At 44.8% G+C, this 21,823-nt stretch carries 21 protein-coding genes, 1 tRNA gene and 1 pseudogene; 13 read left to right on the top strand and 10 right to left on the bottom strand.

Going from position 1 to position 21,823, the window contains the following annotated elements; genetic code table 11:
- The first annotated feature begins 9 nt into the window (after positions 1-9).
- Both HL061_RS03175 and HL061_RS03170 read left to right on the top strand, forming a co-directional pair.
- On the top strand, positions 10-714 hold the full coding sequence (locus HL061_RS03175; protein ID WP_252962515.1) for a hypothetical protein: 705 nt from the start codon (positions 10-12) through the stop codon (positions 712-714).
- A 127-nt stretch (positions 715-841) separates the two neighbouring features.
- Positions 842-1,285: an SRPBCC family protein gene (locus tag HL061_RS03170; RefSeq protein WP_071001808.1), complete on the top strand. Its 444-nt coding sequence runs from the start codon at positions 842-844 to the stop codon at positions 1,283-1,285.
- Positions 1,286-1,359: 74 nt separating this feature from the next.
- Here the strand turns inward: HL061_RS03170 and HL061_RS03165 are convergent, their stop codons facing one another.
- Both HL061_RS03165 and HL061_RS03160 read right to left on the bottom strand, forming a co-directional pair.
- Positions 1,360-1,671 carry a DUF1244 domain-containing protein gene (locus HL061_RS03165; RefSeq protein WP_071001807.1) on the bottom strand — a complete coding sequence of 104 codons (312 nt, stop codon included), beginning with the start codon at positions 1,669-1,671 and terminating at the stop codon, positions 1,360-1,362.
- A 355-nt stretch (positions 1,672-2,026) separates the two neighbouring features.
- Positions 2,027-2,101: transfer RNA gene (locus HL061_RS03160), tRNA-Gly, on the bottom strand.
- Between the two features lie 258 nt (positions 2,102-2,359).
- Here HL061_RS03160 and HL061_RS03155 point away from each other — a divergent pair.
- From HL061_RS03155 to HL061_RS03145, 3 genes are all read left to right on the top strand, one after another.
- On the top strand, positions 2,360-4,030 hold the full coding sequence (locus HL061_RS03155) for a thiamine pyrophosphate-binding protein (RefSeq protein ID WP_223334721.1): 1,671 nt from the start codon (positions 2,360-2,362) through the stop codon (positions 4,028-4,030).
- A 192-nt stretch (positions 4,031-4,222) separates the two neighbouring features.
- Positions 4,223-4,558 (top strand): GlpM family protein, encoded by a 336-nt coding sequence (locus HL061_RS03150; RefSeq protein WP_083328830.1) that lies wholly within the window; start codon positions 4,223-4,225, stop codon positions 4,556-4,558.
- Between the two features lie 383 nt (positions 4,559-4,941).
- Positions 4,942-6,735, top strand: coding sequence for a potassium/proton antiporter (locus HL061_RS03145; protein WP_071001804.1), 1,794 nt, complete (start codon positions 4,942-4,944; stop codon positions 6,733-6,735).
- A 14-nt stretch (positions 6,736-6,749) separates the two neighbouring features.
- On the opposite strand, the gene HL061_RS03140 is transcribed toward HL061_RS03145, so the two are convergent.
- The 4 genes from HL061_RS03140 to HL061_RS03125 all read right to left on the bottom strand — a co-directional run bounded on the left by HL061_RS03140 (position 6,750) and on the right by HL061_RS03125 (position 9,327).
- Positions 6,750-7,328, bottom strand: a complete 579-nt coding sequence (locus tag HL061_RS03140; RefSeq protein ID WP_269466040.1) for a substrate-binding domain-containing protein — start codon at positions 7,326-7,328, stop codon at positions 6,750-6,752.
- A 357-nt stretch (positions 7,329-7,685) separates the two neighbouring features.
- On the bottom strand, positions 7,686-8,006 hold the full coding sequence (locus HL061_RS03135) for a hypothetical protein (RefSeq protein WP_071001803.1): 321 nt from the start codon (positions 8,004-8,006) through the stop codon (positions 7,686-7,688).
- A 26-nt stretch (positions 8,007-8,032) separates the two neighbouring features.
- A complete protein-coding gene (locus tag HL061_RS03130; RefSeq protein WP_228724571.1) occupies positions 8,033-8,356 on the bottom strand; it encodes a VTT domain-containing protein in 324 nt (107 codons plus the stop codon).
- 437 nt (positions 8,357-8,793) lie between these two features.
- Positions 8,794-9,327, bottom strand: a complete 534-nt coding sequence (locus HL061_RS03125) for a DUF2058 domain-containing protein (RefSeq protein ID WP_058025874.1) — start codon at positions 9,325-9,327, stop codon at positions 8,794-8,796.
- Positions 9,328-9,659: 332 nt separating this feature from the next.
- Between HL061_RS03125 and HL061_RS03120 the strand changes: the two genes are divergently transcribed.
- A complete protein-coding gene (locus HL061_RS03120; protein ID WP_071001800.1) occupies positions 9,660-10,523 on the top strand; it encodes a universal stress protein in 864 nt (287 codons plus the stop codon).
- A 214-nt stretch (positions 10,524-10,737) separates the two neighbouring features.
- Positions 10,738-11,421 carry a cupin domain-containing protein gene (locus HL061_RS03115; protein WP_093068362.1) on the top strand — a complete coding sequence of 228 codons (684 nt, stop codon included), beginning with the start codon at positions 10,738-10,740 and terminating at the stop codon, positions 11,419-11,421.
- A gap of 524 nt (positions 11,422-11,945) precedes the next feature.
- Here HL061_RS03115 and HL061_RS03110 read toward each other — a convergent pair.
- A complete protein-coding gene (locus HL061_RS03110) occupies positions 11,946-12,908 on the bottom strand; it encodes an acyltransferase (protein ID WP_093068365.1) in 963 nt (320 codons plus the stop codon).
- A gap of 204 nt (positions 12,909-13,112) precedes the next feature.
- Positions 13,113-13,307 (bottom strand): annotated as a pseudogene (locus HL061_RS03105) (integrase core domain-containing protein); the annotation flags it as partial.
- Positions 13,308-13,323: 16 nt separating this feature from the next.
- Here HL061_RS03105 and HL061_RS03100 point away from each other — a divergent pair.
- Together HL061_RS03100 and HL061_RS03095 are read left to right on the top strand one after the other, a co-directional pair.
- The gene (locus HL061_RS03100) at positions 13,324-13,563 is read left to right on the top strand and encodes a glutathione binding-like protein (RefSeq protein ID WP_228724572.1); all 240 of its coding nucleotides are present in this window, start codon (positions 13,324-13,326) and stop codon (positions 13,561-13,563) included.
- Between the two features lie 256 nt (positions 13,564-13,819).
- Positions 13,820-14,404 carry a TetR/AcrR family transcriptional regulator gene (locus HL061_RS03095; RefSeq protein ID WP_093068368.1) on the top strand — a complete coding sequence of 195 codons (585 nt, stop codon included), beginning with the start codon at positions 13,820-13,822 and terminating at the stop codon, positions 14,402-14,404.
- Positions 14,405-14,487: 83 nt separating this feature from the next.
- Here HL061_RS03095 and HL061_RS03090 read toward each other — a convergent pair whose 3' ends face one another.
- On the bottom strand, positions 14,488-14,640 hold the full coding sequence (locus HL061_RS03090; protein WP_252962514.1) for a hypothetical protein: 153 nt from the start codon (positions 14,638-14,640) through the stop codon (positions 14,488-14,490).
- A 78-nt stretch (positions 14,641-14,718) separates the two neighbouring features.
- The gene (locus tag HL061_RS03085) at positions 14,719-15,981 is read right to left on the bottom strand and encodes a siderophore-interacting protein (RefSeq protein ID WP_252962513.1); all 1,263 of its coding nucleotides are present in this window, start codon (positions 15,979-15,981) and stop codon (positions 14,719-14,721) included.
- A 188-nt stretch (positions 15,982-16,169) separates the two neighbouring features.
- On the opposite strand from HL061_RS03085, the gene HL061_RS03080 reads away from it, so the two are divergent.
- The 4 genes from HL061_RS03080 to HL061_RS03065 are packed head-to-tail and all read left to right on the top strand — an operon-like array spanning position 16,170 to position 21,674.
- The gene (locus tag HL061_RS03080) at positions 16,170-16,934 is read left to right on the top strand and encodes an ABC transporter ATP-binding protein (protein ID WP_252962512.1); all 765 of its coding nucleotides are present in this window, start codon (positions 16,170-16,172) and stop codon (positions 16,932-16,934) included.
- A 50-nt stretch (positions 16,935-16,984) separates the two neighbouring features.
- A complete protein-coding gene (locus tag HL061_RS03075; protein WP_252962511.1) occupies positions 16,985-18,046 on the top strand; it encodes an ABC transporter substrate-binding protein in 1,062 nt (353 codons plus the stop codon).
- A complete protein-coding gene (gene fhuB, locus HL061_RS03070) occupies positions 18,046-20,184 on the top strand; it encodes a Fe(3+)-hydroxamate ABC transporter permease FhuB (protein WP_252962510.1) in 2,139 nt (712 codons plus the stop codon). Before HL061_RS03075 ends, fhuB begins: the two co-directional genes overlap by 1 nt.
- A gap of 41 nt (positions 20,185-20,225) precedes the next feature.
- Positions 20,226-21,674 (top strand): MFS transporter, encoded by a 1,449-nt coding sequence (locus HL061_RS03065; protein WP_252962509.1) that lies wholly within the window; start codon positions 20,226-20,228, stop codon positions 21,672-21,674.
- Positions 21,675-21,823: the final 149 nt, after the last annotated feature.

Genomic DNA, 21,823 nt, shown 5'->3' with positions numbered 1-21,823 from the left:
CAGTCTCGAATGACCAAAGATAATCCATATAATTTCCTACCACTACAGCCCACTGGCAGAAATGAAACCGACACGGCGAATACCTACGCGCCTGAAGACATGATCAAGATATACGAGCAGCAGTTTCTCATTCAAGTACCTGAAGAGGAGCTGACAGGGTTTTTGCCTGCCCTAAAAGCATTTTATGATATTGATAATCATACTTTAGATGTCAGCGCCGTTATTTTTGAGGCAATTGCAGACTCCTCTATCATTTATAATCACAAAATCAAAGTGGGCGGCTATCAGTTGCTAGGCGGATTGGTAGAGGAAGCGATTGAATATGATGAGGATACTCAAAGTGACGACAGTACTGACAGCGAAGAGATTCAGGCCTATACACTAGAGTGCCAGCGTACCTTCTTCATCAATGATGTAGAAATACCTTATCATTTTAATCTGTTCATTTATGGCGATGGCTATTCTACTTTGACTAAAAAAGAAACCGTGCTAGAAAAAATGTATTGGTTTGCCAGAGGCAGGTTTGAAGAAGAGTTGTTGGACGACTCCAAAGATAATGATAGCTTGGAATCAATCAATGAGCAGCTAGCCAGCTTGGGCATTGCGGCCATGGATCTAACGACTGTAGATAAGATCGTAAGTTATATTGAAGCCAGCATCATAGATGACGTAATGGTTGATGAGCTAAATAAGCTATTGGATGATGTCGAGTAGTATTGATGGTAAGCGTCTTTCAAAAGGACGAGCTTCTTCACGATCATAAGTTTTTGAAGTGTGACGGCTTTATTTGTTTCTAAAATGGCACTAAGCGAAATAACTTTAATCCTAACGAGATCATATTATGTTCAAAATAAAAGTAGAACGCATTGTCAAAAAACCGATTGATGAGGTATTTGAAGCACTGAGCGACCATGCCAGTTATGGCTCATTTAAAGCGGTGGGAGTTGCTAAGTTAGTCGCTGAAGGTAATGAGGAGCGCAATGGTGTTGGCGCTTTACGTAGCATTCAAGCGGGACCTGTTAAGTTTTGGGAGCGGATTACAGCGTTTGAGCGTCCTACTCATATGCAATACCAAATCGAAAAAGCTAAACCTGTCAAAATGCGACATGATAAAGGCGTCATTGATTTAAAAGACTTGGGCGATGGCACCACACACGTGACTTGGATATCCGAGGGTCGATTGATTGTACCGTTGCCATTAATCGGTCGCCTACTTGATCGTCAAATGCAGAAACAAGGAACCATAGGATTTAGTAGTATACTCAAATCTATAGAAAGCCGCTAATCTAGCGGCAATATTGTCTTCTTCGATATAATTATATCATGGTGGCTCTTTTATTTGAGCCACTACTGTTGGTTTTAATTCGTTTTGTTCTTGGTAGCTTCAATTTCGTTAAAACGTGCTAACTGTTCTGGTGTTGCTTTTTGCTGGTACTTCGCTTTCCACTCAGCGTAGGGCATGCCATAAACAAGCTCGCGCGCATCCTCGTAGTCGATTTCAATACCACGCTCTTCACCAGCAGCTTTGTACCATTTGGATAAACAGTTACGACAAAAATCGGCAAGGTTCATCAGCTCAATATTCTGTACATCTTTACGCTCGTCTAAATGAGCCAATAAGCGACGAAATGTCGCCGCTTCTAATTCGATGTTTGATTCTAATTTTGCCATAATATTTTTCCTAATTGTCATTGAGCCATCTAAAACTTAGTTAATACTAACCAGAAAACTCATTATAGTAGAGGTTCGCTAATTTAAAAGCTTTTAATCATAATATTAAACCACGCTTCATTTTTATCTGCTCTAAAAATAGCTAGGTTGGGGGCAATTCAGTATTCGCAGTTTTAGGGCAGGGCACGGTTTGGGCACCAAATGGGCACCGCACCAAAAATGAGCTTTTTAATTGAGTAGATAAACTTAACTATATTAAAAAATATATTTCGAGAATCTCTCTACAAGCCCCGAAAATTGGACAAAAAAAAAGCCTCACTGCTCATATAAAGAGTAGTGAGGCTTTTTAAGTATTTGGAGCGGGATAAGAGATTCGAACTCTCGACCCCAACCTTGGCAAGGTTATGCTCTACCACTGAGCTAATCCCGCTGATTCATCTTTTGATTAACTATCATCAGATGATGAAGGCGTATTATACGCAGTTTTTTTTATGTGTCAACACCTATGACGAAAAAAGTTAAAGTTATTAAAATAGGCATGTCTTCTATCTACAAATGTGTGTTATAACGGTTCATTATAATATGTATTCCAAAAGCTTTGCATACATAAATAAGCTGGTATACATATTATGATTTAATTACATTCACAATGATCAATACTTACGAAGATAAGTTATAAGGATGAAAAATGAGTCAACAGTATACTATCGCTGATTATTTGTTTGATCGTGTCGCAGAAGCAGGTGCCTCTGAGATATTCGGCGTACCAGGCGATTTTAACTTAACCTTTTTGGACAATGTCCTTGCTTCTGATAAGCTGCGCTGGGTGGGTAACACCAATGAGCTAAATGCTGGCTATGCGGCCGACGGTTATGCACGCGAGCGTGGGTTTGCCGCCATGGTGACGACTTTTGGCGTAGGCGAGCTATCAGCGATTAACGCGACCGCAGGCTCTTTTGCTGAGTACGCGCCAGTATTGCACATCGTAGGTGCACCAAGCACAGCTTTGCAAGACGCAAAACGCCGTATTCATCATTCGCTTGGCGATGGCGTATTTAATCATTTTATTAAGATGGTTGAGCCCGTGACGGTAGCACGAGCGCAGCTTACTCCTGAAAATGCCGCCTCAGAAATTGATCGAGTGATTCGATTGATTCTCAAAAAGCATCGCCCAGGTTATCTACTGCTATCACCTGATGTTGCGCGTCAGCCTATTTATCCGCCAACAACTAAGCTGATTGATAGCCAAGAAGACATCACCAGTCAAGCGGCATTGGCAGATTTCAAGCAAGCGCTCACCGAGTTTTTACCAAACAAAACCACGACGCTCATGGCAGATTTGATGGTGCATCGTTTGGGGTTGCAGTCACAGCTCAAAGCACTGATTGCTGATACAGACATTCCTTATACCACGCTATCGTGGGGCAAAACGCTGCTTGATGAAAACAGCGAGCGCTGGGCTGGGACTTATGCAGGCGTTGCCTCGCGTCCCATTGTCAAAGACGCGGTAGAAAACTGCGAATGTCTGATCAAAGTAGGGGTGCAATATACCGACACGACCACCGCGGGATTTAGCCAAGATATTGACGAGAGTATAGTAGTAGACTTGCATTATGAGCGTGCTTCTATTAGTGGTAAGAACTTTGCACCGATTGCCTTGCAAGATGCATTACAGGCCCTGCACGAAGTCATGACATCTGGTATAAACATCGTACCAAAGCCTTTTTGTGAGCCAGTCAAGCCGCATGAGCAGAAGGGTAGAGATGATGAGGCGATTCTCCAAGATGACCTATGGCATATCATTGCTGATTGCTTAGATCGTAATAATTTGGTGTTCTCTGAGCAAGGAACTGCCTATTTTGGCATCAGTGATGTACGCTTGCCAGAAGGGGTGACCTCCTATGGGCAGCCAATGTGGGGCTCGATTGGCTACACATTACCAGCCAGCTTAGGTGCTGCTATCGCGTCACCGAATAAACGCAGCGTTGTACTGATTGGTGATGGCTCGGCGCTCTTGACGGTTCAAGAAATGGCGGTCATGATTCAAGAGCGTATCAATCCAGTCATCGTCCTAATCAATAACGACGGCTATACCGTAGAGCGTGCGATTCATGGTGAAAACCAATACTACAACGATATCCCAAAATGCGATTGGCAGATCATGCCAAAAGCGTTTGGCGCAACCGAAGCGAATAGCTTACTACTCAAAGCAGAAACAGCAGGTGAGCTAAAAGCGGCTTTAAACAAAGCTGCCGAGACTACCGATAAGCTAGTAATGATTGAGGTCATCGCAGATAAGCATGATATACCCCCATTGCTAGCAGACATCAGCGCGGCACTAAAGCCAAAAAAGGATTAAATAATCCGTAAAAGCTTTCTTAATAAAAGTACTAGCCCCATTTAGCAGCGTAGCTAAATGGGGTTTTTTGCGTTTTTTTTATCACACGGGTCAATTAATCAGCGATGCCTCTTATGTCAATTTGTAGACTCTAGTATGATGGCTGATTGGGCTATGTTCAGCCCGTCATACTCAATAGGAGAGTGATTCATCATGATCTGGCTAAAAATGCTCATTGGCGCTTTGATGGTATTGGCAATTCAATTATTTGCACAAACGCGATTTTTTTATCTGGCGGCGCTTGCACCTCTTTTCCCCACGTTTACGCTCATCAGTCACTTCATTGTTGGTACTGATCGCAGTCCTACTGATTTAAGGGTTGCCCTGATATTTAGTATGCTGGGTGTGATACCGCATTTGATTTATACCTTGGTGGTATTTTTTAGCATCAGTTATATGAGCTTATATAAGGCATTATTGTTAGGCGTTGTCGCTTGGACAGTAGCTGCCACTCTTTTGGTGCTGACATGGCAGTATATTCAGGGCTAAATAGTCAAGCGTAACTATATAGTCAAGCGTAACTATTTAAATTTAATTGTGTAGGCCTAAATACTGTCAAAAGTTAGGATAAAAAATAGTTAAACAAAGGTCATAAGTTCATAGGTACGCGCTGGTATATTCGATAACTTTTTTCGAAATACTGTCTATAAATTTAGTCGCAGATGTTACTCTTAATGCCGATATAGAATCAGTGTAAATTTCTTGTGTTAATGGCTCTGACAATGTTAATAGCTCTGACAATCGTTGCTGATGACAAACTCTCTGGCGTGATATCTAATAACAGTGCGATAACGGAAATATTTTCGCAATCAAGTACTATTATGCTTCATTCAATATTGATGCAATAACGATAAAAAACAGGGCTTTAGAAAATGGATACCTTGAATATCCTATACCTCGTAGGGGCAGTACTTATTTTCGCCAGTATCATGGCGAGCACGTTATCGGCGCGTTTGGGTGTGCCCTTGCTATTGCTGTTTTTGATCGTCGGTATGTTGGCAGGCGAGCAGGGTATCTTGGGTATTGAGTTTTCTCAATATGGGCTGGCCAATTTTGTGGGTCAAGCGGCGCTGGCTTGTATTCTATTAGATGGTGGTCTACGTACGTCTTTTAAGTCGTTTCGGGTCGGTCTAAAACCTGCGATTACCTTGGCTACTTGGGGCGTACTGGTCACGGTTTTGGTGCTCGGAGTATTTGTTACTTGGCTACTCGATGTTGATTGGCGCTTTGGTCTATTGATGGCAGCGATTGTTGGCTCAACCGATGCGGCCGCTGTATTCTCTCTACTGCGTAATGGCGGGGTCAAGCTCAACGACCGCGTCCAAGCCACGCTTGAGTTAGAGTCTGGTGCCAACGACCCCTTGGCTATTTTATTAGTAACGGGTTTGATTGCTCTAAACGTTGACCCTGCTGGTCAGACAGCATTTGGCTTTTTGGTTTTACTGTTTCAACAGCTGAGCTTTGGGTTGGGCATGGGCTTGCTCTTTGGTTATTTGCTCTCTCGGTTATTGCCCAAGATACATCTGGCAGAGGGCATGTATGCCATTTTGATACTCTCAGCGGGCTTGGCGGTATTTGCTGCGACCAACTTGATCGGCGGCAGTGGGTTTTTGGCGGTGTATCTGACAGGGGTGCTCATCGGTAATCACAAAGTGCGCTCAACCGAGCATGTCATGCGCGTGATGGACAGCTTTGCATGGTTGTCGCAAGCGGTATTGTTTGTGGTGTTGGGATTATTGGTCACGCCATCAAACGTCCTCAACGTCTGGCATTATTCGGTGGCGATAGCGGCGTTCATGATCTTCGTTGCCCGTCCTATCGCGGTCTATACTAGTGTGAAACCATTTAAATTTAAAGATCAAGAGATTGGATTTATCTCTTGGGTTGGTTTGCGCGGAGCGGTGCCCATTACCCTTGCGATTTTGCCTGTGATGGCAGGGATTGATAATGCCTTTATGCTCTTTGATATTGCCTTTGGGGTCGTGGTGTTGTCGTTGATACTGCAAGGTACGACCATTCCTACTATGGCGAATTTATTTAAGGTACGTATTCCAACCAATAAAGATCCCAAAGAAGAGCACGAGGTTTGGGTATCGGATAAGGCGAGTATTACCTTATACGAGTTTGAGGCGCAATCAGGCGCATTTGCTATTGGCCGCCATCCTATGGGTATCTCTAAAGGCATTAGCCCTGATGAAATCAGCGTATTTGCGCTGGTGCGCGGTCAACAAATCGTCGTCGTCGATGAACAGACCAAAATAAAATTTGGTGATAGTGTTTGGTACGCCATGCGCGGCAATCATGCGAGCAAAATTGCCAAGATTTTTAATGACACAACGTTAGATCGTAAGGCTATTGATGACTTTTATGGTGATTGGTTGCTATCACCCAGTGTAAAACTCGGAGATTTGCCATTTTTTTCAGAAGCCATGGTCGCCAAACCTTTGGTAAAAACGCTGAAAACGACCGAAGCAGACAGTACCAAAGATATGTGGGAGCAGACAGTCGCTGAGTATGTGACCTCACATTTAGGTACCGCACCCGTTTCAGGCGATACAGTTGTGGTGAACGATGAGTGGTCACTGGTCATCAAAGAAGTAGGCGAAAAAGGTAAGCTTAGAAGCATTGGTCTCAAGCATCAACGACCGTCCGTAGCAGTGCAGTGATATTCGTATTCTTTTTATAGCAAGTTCATCATTTTATGTAGAAAGTCAGCGGTTTGTTTTTGCTGATTTTCCCGATATGCCCAGTGGGGCTCGACGTCGTAGCTTGCTTCATTGGGCAGGAGTATTTTCATCACTCCCATGCCCTCATATCGTCTCGCCAGATCACGCGGTAAGTACCCCACATGATGGCCTGCAAGGATAAGCTGCGCAGTTGCTTCCATGTGATAAGTGGTGGCGCTTAGGGTTTTTGGGCGGATATGATTGATATGATGCTCGACCACGTAGCCCCTTTTTATCCACGGATAATTCTGCTCTAAATCCTCAAAAGTCAATCCTTCTGAGTTATAAAATAGCTTATGCTCACGTCCGCAGCAGACCACTTGTTTTTCGACAAATGCTGGCTGAAACGTCAGTAACGGCGGAAAGCTACCAAAATACCCCACACCAATGTCACTCTCGTTACTTAAGAGCTTTTCTAGCATGCTCTCAGGGCTTTGCACATTGATAGAAAAGTGTATCAGTGGGTTTTCTCGGTAGCTGCTGGCGAGGCGCTGTCTAAGCGCATCATAAAAAAAACTTGGGCATCTGATCAATTAAGCAAGGCCTAATATGTCCACCGTGTACTGAGTCTAGTTGCTTAATATAGTGCAGCTGGTGCTGAAAGCTTGCGACCGATTCGGTAAAGCCCAAACAAGCCTCATAGACAGCCGCACCATCCTCTGTCAGCTTAAATCCTGCTCGACCGCGATGGCAAAGTGTCATGCCCAAGCGGTCTTCTAATTGCTGACTGATTGAGTCGCTCTTAGTTTTATTGGCTGTTTTAGAACTTCGTACCTAGCTGTTAATATCGTTATTGATAGCTAGCGTCCAAACCTGTTCTGCAAGTCAGGTTGCTTATCGGTAAATGCCTAACTAACCGCGCCGCCATGTGTGGTATTTTTCTAACCAGTTCAGTACCGTGTCGGGGCGTGATTGCGTTTCCATTCACCAGCGACGTATTTGTTGCCCTCCGCCCATGTCGGGTAGGTATGAATTGTACCCAATATTTTATTGAGCCCCAAACCATGTTTCATCGCCAGTACAAAATCGCTCATTAAATCGCCAGCATGCTCAGCCACTATCGTCACCCCTAGGGTTTTATCTTTGCCTTTCGCGGTGATGACTTTAATAAAATCCTTAGCTACGCTGTCTGTAATGGCGCGATCTAACTCTTTAAAGTCATAACGTGTCACTTCAAAATCAATGCCCTTTGCCGATTGCTTCTTGCTCATTCAAACCCACGCGAGCGACTTCTGGATCAATGAAAATCGTCCATGAAATCACGCGGTAATCGACCTTGAATTTTTAAAATTTCCAAATAAGCCGTTAACCGCTGCGTACCAGCCTTGATGCGACGCCACATGAGTGAATTGATAGGGCCCAACGATTTGATAGTGTCGCGCAGCAGGTAACGTGAGGTCAAAAAAGCCAGCGTTGCCCCGATACTGGAAGCAAAAGAGGCAATGAGTAAGCCTTGAGCTAAGCCAAACAGCGTGCCTGCGGCCAGCGTCAAAATAGTGGCGCTAGGTAAGGAAAGAGCAGTGACGACCACATAAAGTAAAAATAATCCACCAATAATCAATAATCAATAATGGCGACTGCGTTTTATACGCATCAAACTGCGCCATCAATCCTTTTAAGCCCTCAAGCGTCAATAATTGATTGAGATCAAAATAAAAAAAACTGGCCACTACGATCAGTAGAAATAGTATTAAAAATATTCTTTTCATCATGATTGGTCTGGCCTCATAGTCTGGTGAAGGCGACCGTTATCGCTTTATGATCCAAATGCTGACGGTGTGCGCTAACGGCGGTATGCGCTAACATAGCAATACGAATATGGATGACGCGACTGTGATAACAGTCAGAGCGCTTGCCTTTATAGTATAGGGCTTGGGCTGCGTTGTCTGGTATTTATATCAGCATCTCACAAATAAAAGCAGCCCTTCATAGAACGGATGCTCCATGAAGGGCTGCTGTTTGAATGCTTATCTAATCGCTGCATGAAAAGGCGAGAGATTACCACATCAAATCGTCTGGGATCACATAAGCGGCGTAAGGATCATCTTCTTCTGGCGTGTCTTCAGCGGTATCGTTGGACACGACCATAAACCCTTCCATTTTTGTATCGATACGATCGGCGAGTGGGCGCGGCAGGAGCGCGTAGCTATCCTCTAAGCGTGCAATCACCACGTGACCGGCGACGATTTGATCGTATAGCTTTTGCGTGATGGATATTTTTTTCACTTTAGACGCATCGACGAATTGATAGCTAACGTCACCATCCGTATCGGCTATCTGATGCTGCTTAATCATTTGAATGATGTTAGCCCTCAGCGCCTTTTCTTCTAAAGCTTGCTGTTTTTGCTGATTGAGCTTTTGGTCTTTCTCAAGCTTTTGCGCTTGAGCCTCTGCCAATGCTTTTTTGGTCTCTAAACTCTCTGAGTCGCCAATACGCTTAGCATGCTGCGTTTGCTTGCTGATTTTTTTGGCTTTTTTACTATCGACCAATCCAGCCTTTAATAGTTGAGCCTGTAGGGCGTTCTTTGCCATAATTCAATCACCTAAATAACGATACGTAAGTCTTAAATACTGCATCATAAATACTAAAAGAGGTATTGTAGCAAACTTTACTAACGCTTGTGGTTAGACAATGACCAGAGTTCATCGGGGTGTTAAAACAATACTCTTGTAAACTATATAAAATAATAGTGCTAGCACGTTTGTGATTTTACAAAAGCGTGTACATCGCTGGATGAAACCGACCAAATTGGGTATCATCAAATTAAGAGAGCAGTTTTTATAAACATCTCTCAAACAATGGGCATAGCTTGGTCATATATAACAAGCTGTATGGGATTAAATAACATATCTAAGGACAGATTATGACAACATCACAGCACATTCTAGCCTGTATTGACGGCTCAGCAGTGACTGAATCGGTTTGTGACTATGCCGCATGGTATGCCAGCAGACTGAATTTGCCCGTTGGATTGCTGCATGTCAGTGATATTCCTGCCTCAGTGAGACGAGATCTGTCAGGAGCGATAGGGATCAACAGTCGCCAGTTCTTATTAGATGAGTTGTCCCAGCTAGATGAGCAAAGGGCAAAAGTCGTCAATAGCTATAGCAACGCCTTAGTACAAGATGCAAAAAGCCATATCAAAGACAGCTTTGCGGATGTCAATGTGCGCATTTATCAACGTCATGGTAAATTGCTTCCTAGCATCGAGTATTTCAAAGAAGAAAATCGCGCGATCGTCATGGGACGCCGCGGCGAAGACCACAAAAATAGCCGCATCAATATCGGCAGCCAAATCGAAACGGTAGCTCGCGCATCGGATATCCCTATCCTGATTTGCTCAGAAACCTTTAAAGAGCCTAGCTCATATATGATTGCTTTTGATGGTAGCAAGACCTCTATAAAAGCGGCATGGATGGTCGCAAAAAGCCCTTTGTTAAAAGGTTTGAAAGGCCACATCGTGATGGTCGGCAATTATAATGAAGCCGCCAAGCAAAGCATGAGCGCGGCTGCTGCAAAATTGGAAGATGCAGGTTATATCGTTGAGGCGCATCATCTGTCTGCTTCTGATGCGGTCGATGGGTTATTAACGTTTCAAGTCGACAACGATATTGACATCATGGTGGTCGGTGCTTATGGACACTCTAAATGGCAGCAGTTGTTTCTTGGCAGTACAACGACAGAGATCATTGCAAGTACCTTATCCCCTGTAATTTTGGTACGCTAATGGATGCATTAATAAATTGTCATGAGTCGCTTGTTTTTCGATAAAGCGACACTAAATTAAGGCCGTGCCTTGTTCGAGACACGAGCGAGCAGTGTATCGCTCTCAGCAGCGCAATATTCATAAAGAGGATTGGTTATCGATATTTGAGATAACCAATCTATATCTCATAACGGCTCACTTGCTGACGCCACTCATTCTATCTTTGGAACCCCTTATGCGTATCAATGCAGATTTTTCACGTCGTGCTTCGCTAGCACCTGAAGACCACGAGTGGGTCAAATCACCACAGAATGGCGTGGAGCGAGTGATGCTTGACCGCATCGGTGAAGAGAAGGCTCGTGCGACGAGCCTAGTACGTTATGCACCGAACTCTTATTTTCCGCACCACCTGCATCCCGGCGGCGAGGAGATACTCGTACTGTCAGGGACTTTTTCTGCAGACGATACCCATTATCCGGCAGGTTGGTACGTGCGCAATCCACCAGCATCCGGTCATAGGCCTTATAGTGATGAAGGCGCAGTGATTTTCGTTAAACTACGGCAGATGTCACCTGATGAAGCGCAGCATGTGGCTATCGATACTCACGATGGTGCCAATTGGCAGCGACAAGGTGACCGTGACGTTTGTCCTCTGTTCTCAGATGATGTCGAGCAGGTGAGCTTGCAACGTATAGAGGCAGGCGAGTTGTTATTCAATGAGCCAATCCTTAATGGCGCAGAGCTGTTAGTCATTGCAGGCGAGCTGGTAGATGATGACCGAGTCTATCATCGTTGGGGGTGGTTACGTCTGCCTGCAGGTGAGTACGCGCAAATCACAGCAGGACGAGAGGGCGCGACGATATATCTAAAAACAGGGCATCTCAGCCAAGTCATCGGAGACAAGCCAGACGATGCCTAAAGACCTATGATCAATAACACTGCGCTGATTGCTAATCACGGATTGAGCCTGATTGCTTATTAATTTGACTCATCAATTTGAATGGTTAGCGCCAGCATGAAGTGACCTATTTAGCTGATTTATATAACGTATCACCTCGTCTCAAGCCAGATAAACGGCTCTATATCAATACAGCCCTTTCTTATACAACATCACAAGTCCGCTTCTAAAAATAGTCGATTTCTTCTATCCATGTCTTATAGTCAATCCATAATAAAATTAGCACAGCTCATATCATTGAACAGTTTAGGTAGTTTATTCTTTATTCACCCTTGTCGTAGAAACTTAGCCTGTGCCCACTTTTTTTCAATAGGGTGACGATTACGCATTTCGTTTTGAGGCATGGTATTAGCGTGTTTTTACACCATTGGCAGAAAAGGCTCTACTATATATTAGTACACGCGCAGAACACCTCGAGGTTATCAAATACTAAGCATTATTGGTATAAAGAATTTACTCAGTCTGTTGAACTATCTGTTTGTAGACTAAGCCTCTTTCATCGGAGCTTCATGCTCAAAGTCAGCCAGCATCTCTGTGATCAGCTGGTCTTTTTTGTGCCATACCTGCTCAACCCAGTCAAACATCTGCGCTTTTACCGCGTTATCTGTTTCATAACCACCATTTTTGATTGCCGTAAATAAGTCTTCAGGTATCTCGATATGACGCACATCGACGCCTAGACGTTTGATGTTTCCTTTCCACAAGTCGCTATAAGTGGGTATGCCGTCAGGATAGACAATCGTCATGTCTAAGATGCCATCGATCTCTGAGCCTAGGGCGCTCAAAGCAAGTGATAATCCGCCAGCACGGGGCTTGAGCAAGTGCTTATAGGGTGAGTTTTGTTTGTCACGTTTGCTAGGGGTGAAGCGCGTTCCTTCCAAATAATTTAGCAAAGTAAAAGGCTTGTCTTTGAGTAGCGCACAGGCTCGTTTGGCCTCTTCGATGTCTTTACCTTTTAAAGCAGGGTTTTTGGCAATGGCTTCTTTAGAATATCGACGCATCATAGGGAAATCGAGAAAGTAGAAAGCCTGCCCAATCACTGGAATATAGATGAGCTCAAACTTGGTAAAAAAGCGCGTCAATGGTAGGCGCTTTTCACTGATATATTGCATGATGCTGGTATCGACCCACGATTGGTGGTTGCTGATCAGTAGGTATTGACCGTCTGTGTGTACATCATCAGGCAAGCTGATACGCCAGTCTTTACGAGGCAGGACATTGTCGATGACGGCATTATTACTATTGATCCAGTAATTGGTGACATCGATAACGGCTTTGTCAGCGATAGCAGCACCCGTGAAGGCTTTGGCGGCGCCCATTATCCATACAGGAGGTCCTGCCAAGATGCTATTAAAGGTAATCACACCCGTGGCTGTGGTGAGTGATGCGGCTTTACCCAATTTTGGGGCGCGTTCATGTAGTTTTTGAACGATTGATTTCAATCGCATAGTAAGTCCTTTTTCTCATACCAGTGATGAGGTATTGATAATATTACTGCATGATTTTAGCAGAAATAAATCTTAGTGTACGAGTGTTAACAACAAATAATACACAGCACCTTTAGTGAAAAGTATTATTTTTGCCATAAAAAAGCGTACCAAGGCATGACCTTGTAAATACCCCATTCTTAACACAACATCATTGTAGAATAATTAAGCCACCTGCCTGTACTCGGCAGGTGTCATATCATTAAGTGAATCATGGGATCTTTCAGTGTTATAAACCTTGATCCAGTCTTCAGTCAGCTTACTAACCTCGTTTAAATTATTAAAAAAATAACAGTCTAAAACCTCATTGCGGTAACTGCGATTAAACCGTTCAATATAAGCATTCTGATAAGGACAGCCAGAAGATCGTAGCGAGATGCTCTCATGGTTGATGTTTTTAGCAACTGGTCTGGGCCCTTATTATGGTCAGTCTGTGCATTTTAGACACAAGGCGCCAGAAAAAATCCCCTATGCGATGAACCGCTATCTTCGTGAGGCTGAGCGTCATTACGAAGTGCTCGACACCCATCTGGAAGGCTGTGAGTATTTGGTTAGAGACGAGTATTCAATCGCTGATATCTCCGCATGGGGCTGGATCGATAAAGCATCAGCCTGAAATGACAGGGCTCTTTTTTGCCGCTTCATTGCTAAAAATACACGTATAGAATGACTATACTCACTATTTTTACCTGCGAATCGCCTAAAAAATAGCCTCTGTCAGTGCCATGGTTGAATGTTCAGCACGCCCTAATAACAGCAAAGAGACGTAAAAAGCTTTATAATAAAAAAGTGATTAAAAACAGCAGCTAATATTGGTTCTACAAACTTTGCCTTAAAATAGATTTTGAGGCAAAGTGATTAAGGTAAACACTATGAGTGCTGCGATAAAGTTCAATCGCGAGGATGTGAGCGAAAAAGCAAAAAATCTCTATTGGGAAAAAGGCTATCACGCAACCTCGATGCGCAATCTGCAAGACGTCATCAATATGCATCCTGGTAGTATTTATGCCGCTTTTGGTAGTAAAGATAAGCTCTTTATAGAGTCATTAAACCGTTATGCGGCAGATGATGCCAAGCGTTTGGCTGACTGTATCGAGCAACAAGACACCGTGCTTGCTGGATTAAAACATTTTATCCATACCGTCATCGTAGTCAATAAAGCGACAACACCAAGTGGTATGTGCATGATTGTAAAAACGATCGCTGAATTGACTCAGAATGATAGCCCCGAGCTATTGGCACATGCCACAGAGATTTTGGAAGGGATAGAAGCCTCATTTGCCACGTTATTCGCACAAGCTATTGATAGTGGTGAAGTCAGTGCAGAGAAAAACCCGATTGAATTGGCACGCTATCTTCAAATTCAGATCATAGGTCTGAGGACGTATGCTCAGATTACCAGTGATGACGCTGCGGTAGAAAAGTACATCGATGATATTTTTAAAAACATCGTATAAAGACTGATACTTTTTAGCGAAAACACCCTGACTGTCTACTTAAACAGTCAGGGTGTTTTTTATTGGCCATTTGATAAGAGTCGTTACGGTGTATTGGTAGAGACGGCAGGGTTATCTCGAATGAATTTAAGTAGCAGCTCAGCCAGCGTTTCACCTTGATCTTCTTGCAGAAAATGTCCACCGTTGATAATAGTCGTATGCTGCTGACCATTGGTGCCGGTGATGAGTTTTTGCAAAATACGATTGCCACCACCCGTCACTGGATCAGAATCACTAAACAGCGTAATAAAAGGCTTTGTCCATATCTTATGGATTTAATCCTGACGCCAATAAACCTTTATCACCACCTCTGCGCGGCTAAGATCAAGCCGCTCTCTAAGCATAGGCCGTAGTGCCTTGACAGTGCTTGCCTCTAATGCACCCCAGACTTTATCAATTTTTATAGGTTGATCTATCAAATAATTGCCTATCGTATTATCGATTAAGGACGCTAAATGCTGTCCTGAGCATTGCTGATCGGTGACGATGGGAAGGACAGTAAAGTTGTCTTTAACGGTATTCTTGGTAGTGCGCTCACTATTGCTGTCAATACGATTAGTTATGCTGCCATCAATACCACTACGTATTTTTACGGTATCAAAATAACGTTGATCCGCCGCGTTTTGTGTGACACTAACAACTAACGGCGGTGTTGGGTTTTCCCATAGCTCGAGTAATCTCGCGACAGTTGGCATAGACGTTTCATCAGCGATCAGTAACGCTTGACCGTCACGCAAATGCTCAATTTTTTCAGGAAACTCCCTTTTGGTCACTACGGTATCACCTGCTTGTAGTGAGTTGGCCCAATTACCGCCCGGTGTATTGCCATGTAAGAAAACATCGACCCACGCTTGTATGCCAGCAGGGGTATGCCATGCTTTTCTTAAGGTGTAATAACAATGAGATCGAGCAAGGCGTGAGGTATTTTTGCTGTCATCAATATTGTCAGCTGTTGTGTCTTTAATCAATGCATTGTGCTCTAAATCAAATAAATACGCGTAACCTGCCTCGTTGATGGGTACTGAGGTCGGGTTTGATGTGCCGTTAGTATTATTCAACGTGGGCATGTTCAGTTCAAGGCGCAGCATATTTTTGCTGACTCTATAACTGTCTTGCACATCAAATACTTGCTTGGTCAGTTTAATCGTTTTTTTACCCAGCTTTTTATCCGCTTTTTGTTTGAGTGCAATATATTGAATTTGTAGCTCATCAGGATGCGTAATGGCTGCAGGAAAGGCAATAAAAAAAGTCTGACTCTGTTCAGGGTGATTTTGAGCATTGGTAGATGGAGATTCTGTATTTTTTGTCTGTACTTGTAACCCAAGGCCTTCAGCGTAAACGCGAGTCAATTTCACCTCTATATTATCCAATTCAGCCGTGGATATAGGAGTAAATGCGTTTAAAAACCCTAACAGCTCATCTAGATGCTCTTCGTTGATATAGGTGATGATGTCGTTTAGTTCAGGAGTGTTTAAGGAAGTATATGGTTTGTCTTGACCATAGGTATTATGTGCAGAAGATAGGAAGATATTAGCCATATTGATACTCATAAGCAGATGATAAGTGAGGAGATAAAACGTCTAGTTGGTTAATGATAATTGTTTTTATTATCGTTTACGAGTAAAATCCTCTTTTATTGTCGCTTTTGTTTCAAAACTATAAGCATCATCGACGCCAATTTTTTACTTTTTATCAATTTTGATTTTTATCAATAATGAGTGCCTATATGTTACGTGCAAACCAACTGACCATCAGTCGACAAGGGAATACTTTACTAGATAACGTGAGCTGCGAGATTGATATCAAGCAGTTGGTGGCGCTAGTTGGACACAATGGTTCAGGAAAGTCGACTCTGATTAAGGCATTGGCAGGGGAGATGGCGAGTAGTAGCGGTAGTATTACCTTAGATGATACTCGCATCAATGATTACGGCAGTAAGGAGCTGGCACGTCATATGGCTTATCTGCCACAGCAACTACCTGACGCCGCTGGATTTACCGTGCGTGAGCTTGTGATGCTCGGACGCTATCCGCATCAAAAGTGGCTACAAAAGCCAACCCAAATGGATAGAGATAAAGTTGATCAAGCGCTAAAGGTGACCCAAACCGAAGCATTTGCTGATCGCATTACATCGACGCTATCAGGCGGTGAGCGCGCCCGTGCTTGGCTTGCGATGTGCTTGGCGCAAGACACCAAGTATCTACTGCTTGATGAGCCGCTTGCTGCATTAGATATGCATTATCAGATTGAGGTCATTCAGCTTATCCGTCGTTTGGTAGATGAGCAAGGCTTGAGTGTGGTGATTATCATTCATGATATCAATCTGGCGGCGCAGTATGCGGATCGAATCATTGCGCTAAAAAACGGCCGAGTTTGTCACAATGGCACTATCAAAAGCACGATGCAGCCTAGTGTATTACACGATATTTTTAATGTGGATATGCAGCTGCTCAGTCATCCTATTACTGGGCAGCCTGTTGCAGTTGCTTGACATCAGATCGCTTCTCTTTCACCCAAACTCGCCTAAAAAGATATGCTCCTATGTTTTCTATTTTTTATCAATACGAATCATTCAAGCGCTCGATACTCATGCCAGCGTCAGTGACGCCAATAACAGTACGCAAGTGGCAGACGCTTTTAGCTTTTATAATATTAGTCTGTCTAACGTTGACCGCTTGCAGTCACTCGTCATCTGACAAAGATATTACTCGCTTTGATACATCACCTCCCAAAGATATTACCGAAACAGCAAACAGCCATAGTGACCGTATTAATAGTGACCGTATTGATAGTGACCGTATCAATATCGTCTCCCCTGATTGGGGCAATGCTGCAACGCTGACTGCGATGGGTCATGCACCGATTGCCACTGGTGATATCAGAGTGTGGGATAGATGGGTGGGGCGCCCCCATCTCCCAGCAGCAACCACCGATATCGGGATTCGTTATCAGCCCAATGCTGAGCTGGTTGCACAGCTTCCCGTTGATATGGTCATAGATAACGCTTTTTATGAGCATGCCCGTAGCTTATACGGTGATGTGCCTGCGCAGTCGGTGATGTTTGCGGCAAAAGGAAAAGCGGCAACGTGGGCTGACTATACAGAACCGACGCGCGCGCTTGGTGCATTGATTGATAATCCCAAGATGGCTGAAGACTATATTGTACAAAGTCAAAAAGACATACAGCTTGCCAGTCAGCAGTTTCAGCAGCGCTATCCAATAATCAAAAAGTTCGCGGTCGTCCAGTTTGCGGATGCCAATAACATGCGCATGTATGTTGATAACAGCCTGTTTAAGGTGGCATTAGAGCAGATGGGCAAAGAGCTTGTGGTCTTAGGGGAGGGCAATCAGTGGGGGTTTGTACCGATACGAATGGGTGATTTGGCGCAGTTAGATGATGAGAGTTGCCTGCTGATCATCGACCCACTCAGTCCCATCACCAGAGCTGAGATTAAGGACAGTTTGGTATGGCAGCGTTTGGGCTATGGTGAGCGCCGCTGTATGGCGGAGTTGCCGCCAGTCTGGATATATGGCGGGATGTCGTCATTGGTCAGTCTGGCCAATAATTTATCCACGGTTTCGTTAATAGGTGGCGCGATATAATGACTATTCATACCAATCATACGAGCAGTGCCAGCAACACCCATAGCGCTAATAGCCTAAGCTCTACGTCCTCCTCGCATACGGCAACTGTGATGTCCTCATCGCCCAAATCGCCCAAGCCGCCACCACATCCATCTCAGCCTCCGTCGTCTGTCGTGAGCAGTGCGTCTTGGCGATTGTGGGTGATTTTTATAGGATTGGTGGTTTTGTCCGCATGCAGTGGCTGGGCACTATTAGAGCGAGAATGGACACGCCCACTCAGTGAGCTATTTTCACCAAGTTTGCAGCTTGATATTGCCAGTATGGCGACTCAGCTTCATTTGGTTGCGACCAGTGTGGTGGCGCTGTTGGCAGGCGGATTATTAGGCGTAGTCAGTATTTTGTTACAGCAGCTGGTCAAAAATCCATTGGCATCAGACACCACATTGGGAGTCGGAATCGGTGCTCAGTTGGCTATGTTGATTGTGACGCTATTTTTGCCGAGTTTGGCTATTTATGGTGGTCTCTACGTGGCCTTTGTCGGTGCCATCATGAGTATGGGCTTGGTGTTTGCCTTGTCCGCGCCTAGTCGCTTCAATCCGCTGATTCTGATACTGGCAGGTCTGGTCGTCAATATCTTGCTTGCCGCTGTTGCCAATGTATTGGTGTTATTTTTTGCTGAAAGAAGCAACGGTATGTTGTCATGGGCGGCTGGGTTTTTGGCACAAAGCAGCTGGGATAGCAGTCGAGCGCTGATGATCACAGCGACCTTGGCGGCGATAGCCTGCCTGCCTTTATTGAAGCCGCTGACACTGATGAGCTTAGACGACTCACAAGCCAAACGTTTGGGCGTGCCTATCAATGGTATTCGCGCCTTAGTGGTCGTCATTGTGGCGGTGGTGACCGCACTAGTCATCAGTGAGGTTGGGCTGATTGGTTTTATAGGGCTTGGTGCCGCAAGCTTGGTCAATGCGCTAGGTATCTCGTCCATTGGTAAGCGCTTGGTCACGGCATTTGGGCTGGGTGCATTGTTATTGCTATTGACCAGTAACGTTGCCTTATTGCTTGAGCCTATACTGGGGATGCAAATTCCCGCTGGTGCCATGACGGGAATCTTAGGAGCGCCACTGATTATTTGGCTGATTTTGCGCCAGCGCCGCGATCGGATAGAAACCATCACCCCTATGATGAGCGGTCAAAATAAGACCGTTGTGTTTTGGCGATGGAGCGTTGGAGTTATCATCACGATAATGTTGGCTTGTCTTTTTGTACAGGATATCAATGGTTGGGGAATTAGTACTGATTGGGCGCTGACACAGCAGTATCGTCTGCCTCGTAGCTTGAGCGCGGCGGCAACAGGGATGATGCTTGCGGTCGCAGGCGTATTATTACAGACGCTAACGCGTAACCCTATGGCCAGTCCTGAAGTCTTAGGGGTCAGCTCAGGCGCGGCGCTTGGGGTTATTTTAGGATTTTTATTATTACCCATTTTGGGACTCTCTGCTGGCGCAGGTACGTTACTGATTTCAGGACTGTCAGGTGCGATGGCGGTGCTGCTGTTGATTATGTGGCTGGCACGTAGAGTCAGCTCAGGCTATTTGCTGTTAGTCGGTATTGGTATCGCTGCCATGATGGATGGGGTCATGCACATGGTCAAGCTCTCAGGTGACCCGCGTCTTGAGGCGATGCTCAGTTGGCTATCAGGCACTACCTATAGTGCGCAGCCTAGTACAGTATGGTATCTGATGGGCATTGCGCTTATCTTATTGGTACTTAGCTTATTGATTGTCAAACCCTTACGTGTTCTTGGTCTAGGGACGGGTGTGGCACGTAATTTGGGTGTGGCAGTGACCCCCGTGACATTATCACTACTGGCGCTCGTAGCCGCGCTTAGTACCGCGAGCACGCTTGCTGTGGGTCCTTTGAGTTTTATTGGGCTGATGGTACCGCATTTAGCGACGTCTCTTGGCGCTGTCAAACTTGAGCGCCAATTGCTGCTGGCTGCTCTCTTAGGCGCGGGGGTTATGGTAATAGCGGACTGGATCGGGCGGTATGTGATGTTTCCTTATGAGCTGCCTGCTGGTACGGTTGCCGCTATCATTGGCGGGGGCTACTTCTTATGGCTTATTCGCAAAGTGCCAACCGCTGCTAATAGTTAGTTTGTTTTTTTATGAAACGATGAACCAACAATCAAGCGCTTATGAATGACGCTCATAAAAATAGCAGGGATCAGCGCTTGAGCGATGAGCAAGTACGGCGGGTACTAGTGACCTTATTGCTCGGTGGTACGGTCATCAGCTTTAGTAACAGCGCGCTCAACCCAGCCATTCCTGTATTTATGTCAGTGTTTGACGTCGATATCGTGCTTGGCGGCTGGGTACTAAATGCTTATGTGTTGGCCATGAGTGTGGGGCTCATGCTGAGCGGTTACTTAAACAAAAGGTTTGCTTCTAAGCCAGTCTATTTGGCGGCAGTACTTGGGTTTATGCTCGGTTCGGTCATGGGTATGATGGCGTTTAATATGAGCTTTGTCATCATGGCGAGAGCCATACAAGGGCTGAGTGGTGGGCTGATTATTCCGCTCTCAATTGGTATGCTGTATCGGATTTACCCAAAGCAGCAGCACGGTAGGATAATGGCGCTATGGGGCATCGTTATTATGATGTCCTTGGCATTTGGTCCTTTGATTGGTGCTTATTTGGTTGATCAGTTTGCATGGTGGACACTGTTTGCCGTTACATTACCCCTTAGTGTGATCGTTATGGCGATGGTGTGGCGATTGATACCTGAACCTGATAGAGGCACGCATGACACCGCAAGCCCTTTTGATACGGTAGGGTTTGTCAGTTTGATCATCTGGCTACTGACGATGATGATTTGGCTGAGCACCCTCAAAATAGATTTTACTCACGGTATCTCAAGCCGCGATGATTTGTTAAAAATAGTGGCATTAGGCGCATTGTCTATTTTATTTTTGCTGTCAGCCGTGGCTTGGTGGGCGTATGAGCGTCGTCAGAGCCATCCGTTGCTAAATGTGGGTTTGTTCGACAATAAAACTTATTTGCACAGTAATGTCATTAGTATCACCCAAACAGTAGGCTTGATGCTGTGTCTTTTATTATTGCCGATATTGATTCAGGAGGTGATGGGTGAAAGCGCTTTATGGACAGGCGTCGTTCTGATGGTTGCGACGCTCGTCGCCAGTATCACCACGCATTATGCTGGCAAGCGGGTAGACAAACGCGGTGCTCGAGGGATTGGTATGGCGGGTATCACGATTAGTGCGCTGTCTACTTTGATGCTCGCATGGTGCTTGTACCAGCCCACACTTTGGCTACTCATATTGACGATGAGTGTGCGCGGTGTCGGCGTGGGTTTGGCGTATCTGCCAACCACCACAGTGGGTTTTAGTAGCTTACCTAAAGACTCGGTCACTGAGGGAGCTGCACTCAATAATATCAGTCGCCGTATCATCTCTACCATCGTTATCACGTTGACAACCCTTTATATCCATAGTCGAAGCGCGCAGCTACTAGCCGCAGGTAGTGATGTTGGCATAGCAAGCGCTATCCAAGAAATACTGGTGATAATCGCGTTGATGCTATTGTTCACACTTCCTTCTGCCTGCAAATTACCCCGCGCGCCATAACGATCAACTTCATAGTTGGGCAGTATGTAGATTACCGGTGTCAATGACGATCTGCTTGAAGGCTTATCCCTTTTATCTATTTATTTGAACAAACTTTGAGACAAGCCGCTTATGTCACTGTCTAACCATTTCGCCAAATTTACCAAAGA

It is taken from the genome of Psychrobacter sp. PSP (genome assembly GCF_024085615.1).
Classification (GTDB): domain Bacteria; phylum Pseudomonadota; class Gammaproteobacteria; order Pseudomonadales; family Moraxellaceae; genus Psychrobacter; species Psychrobacter pacificensis.
The sequence above is the reverse complement of the archived record's forward strand: the minus strand, read 5'-3'. Positions and strand labels throughout refer to the sequence as shown.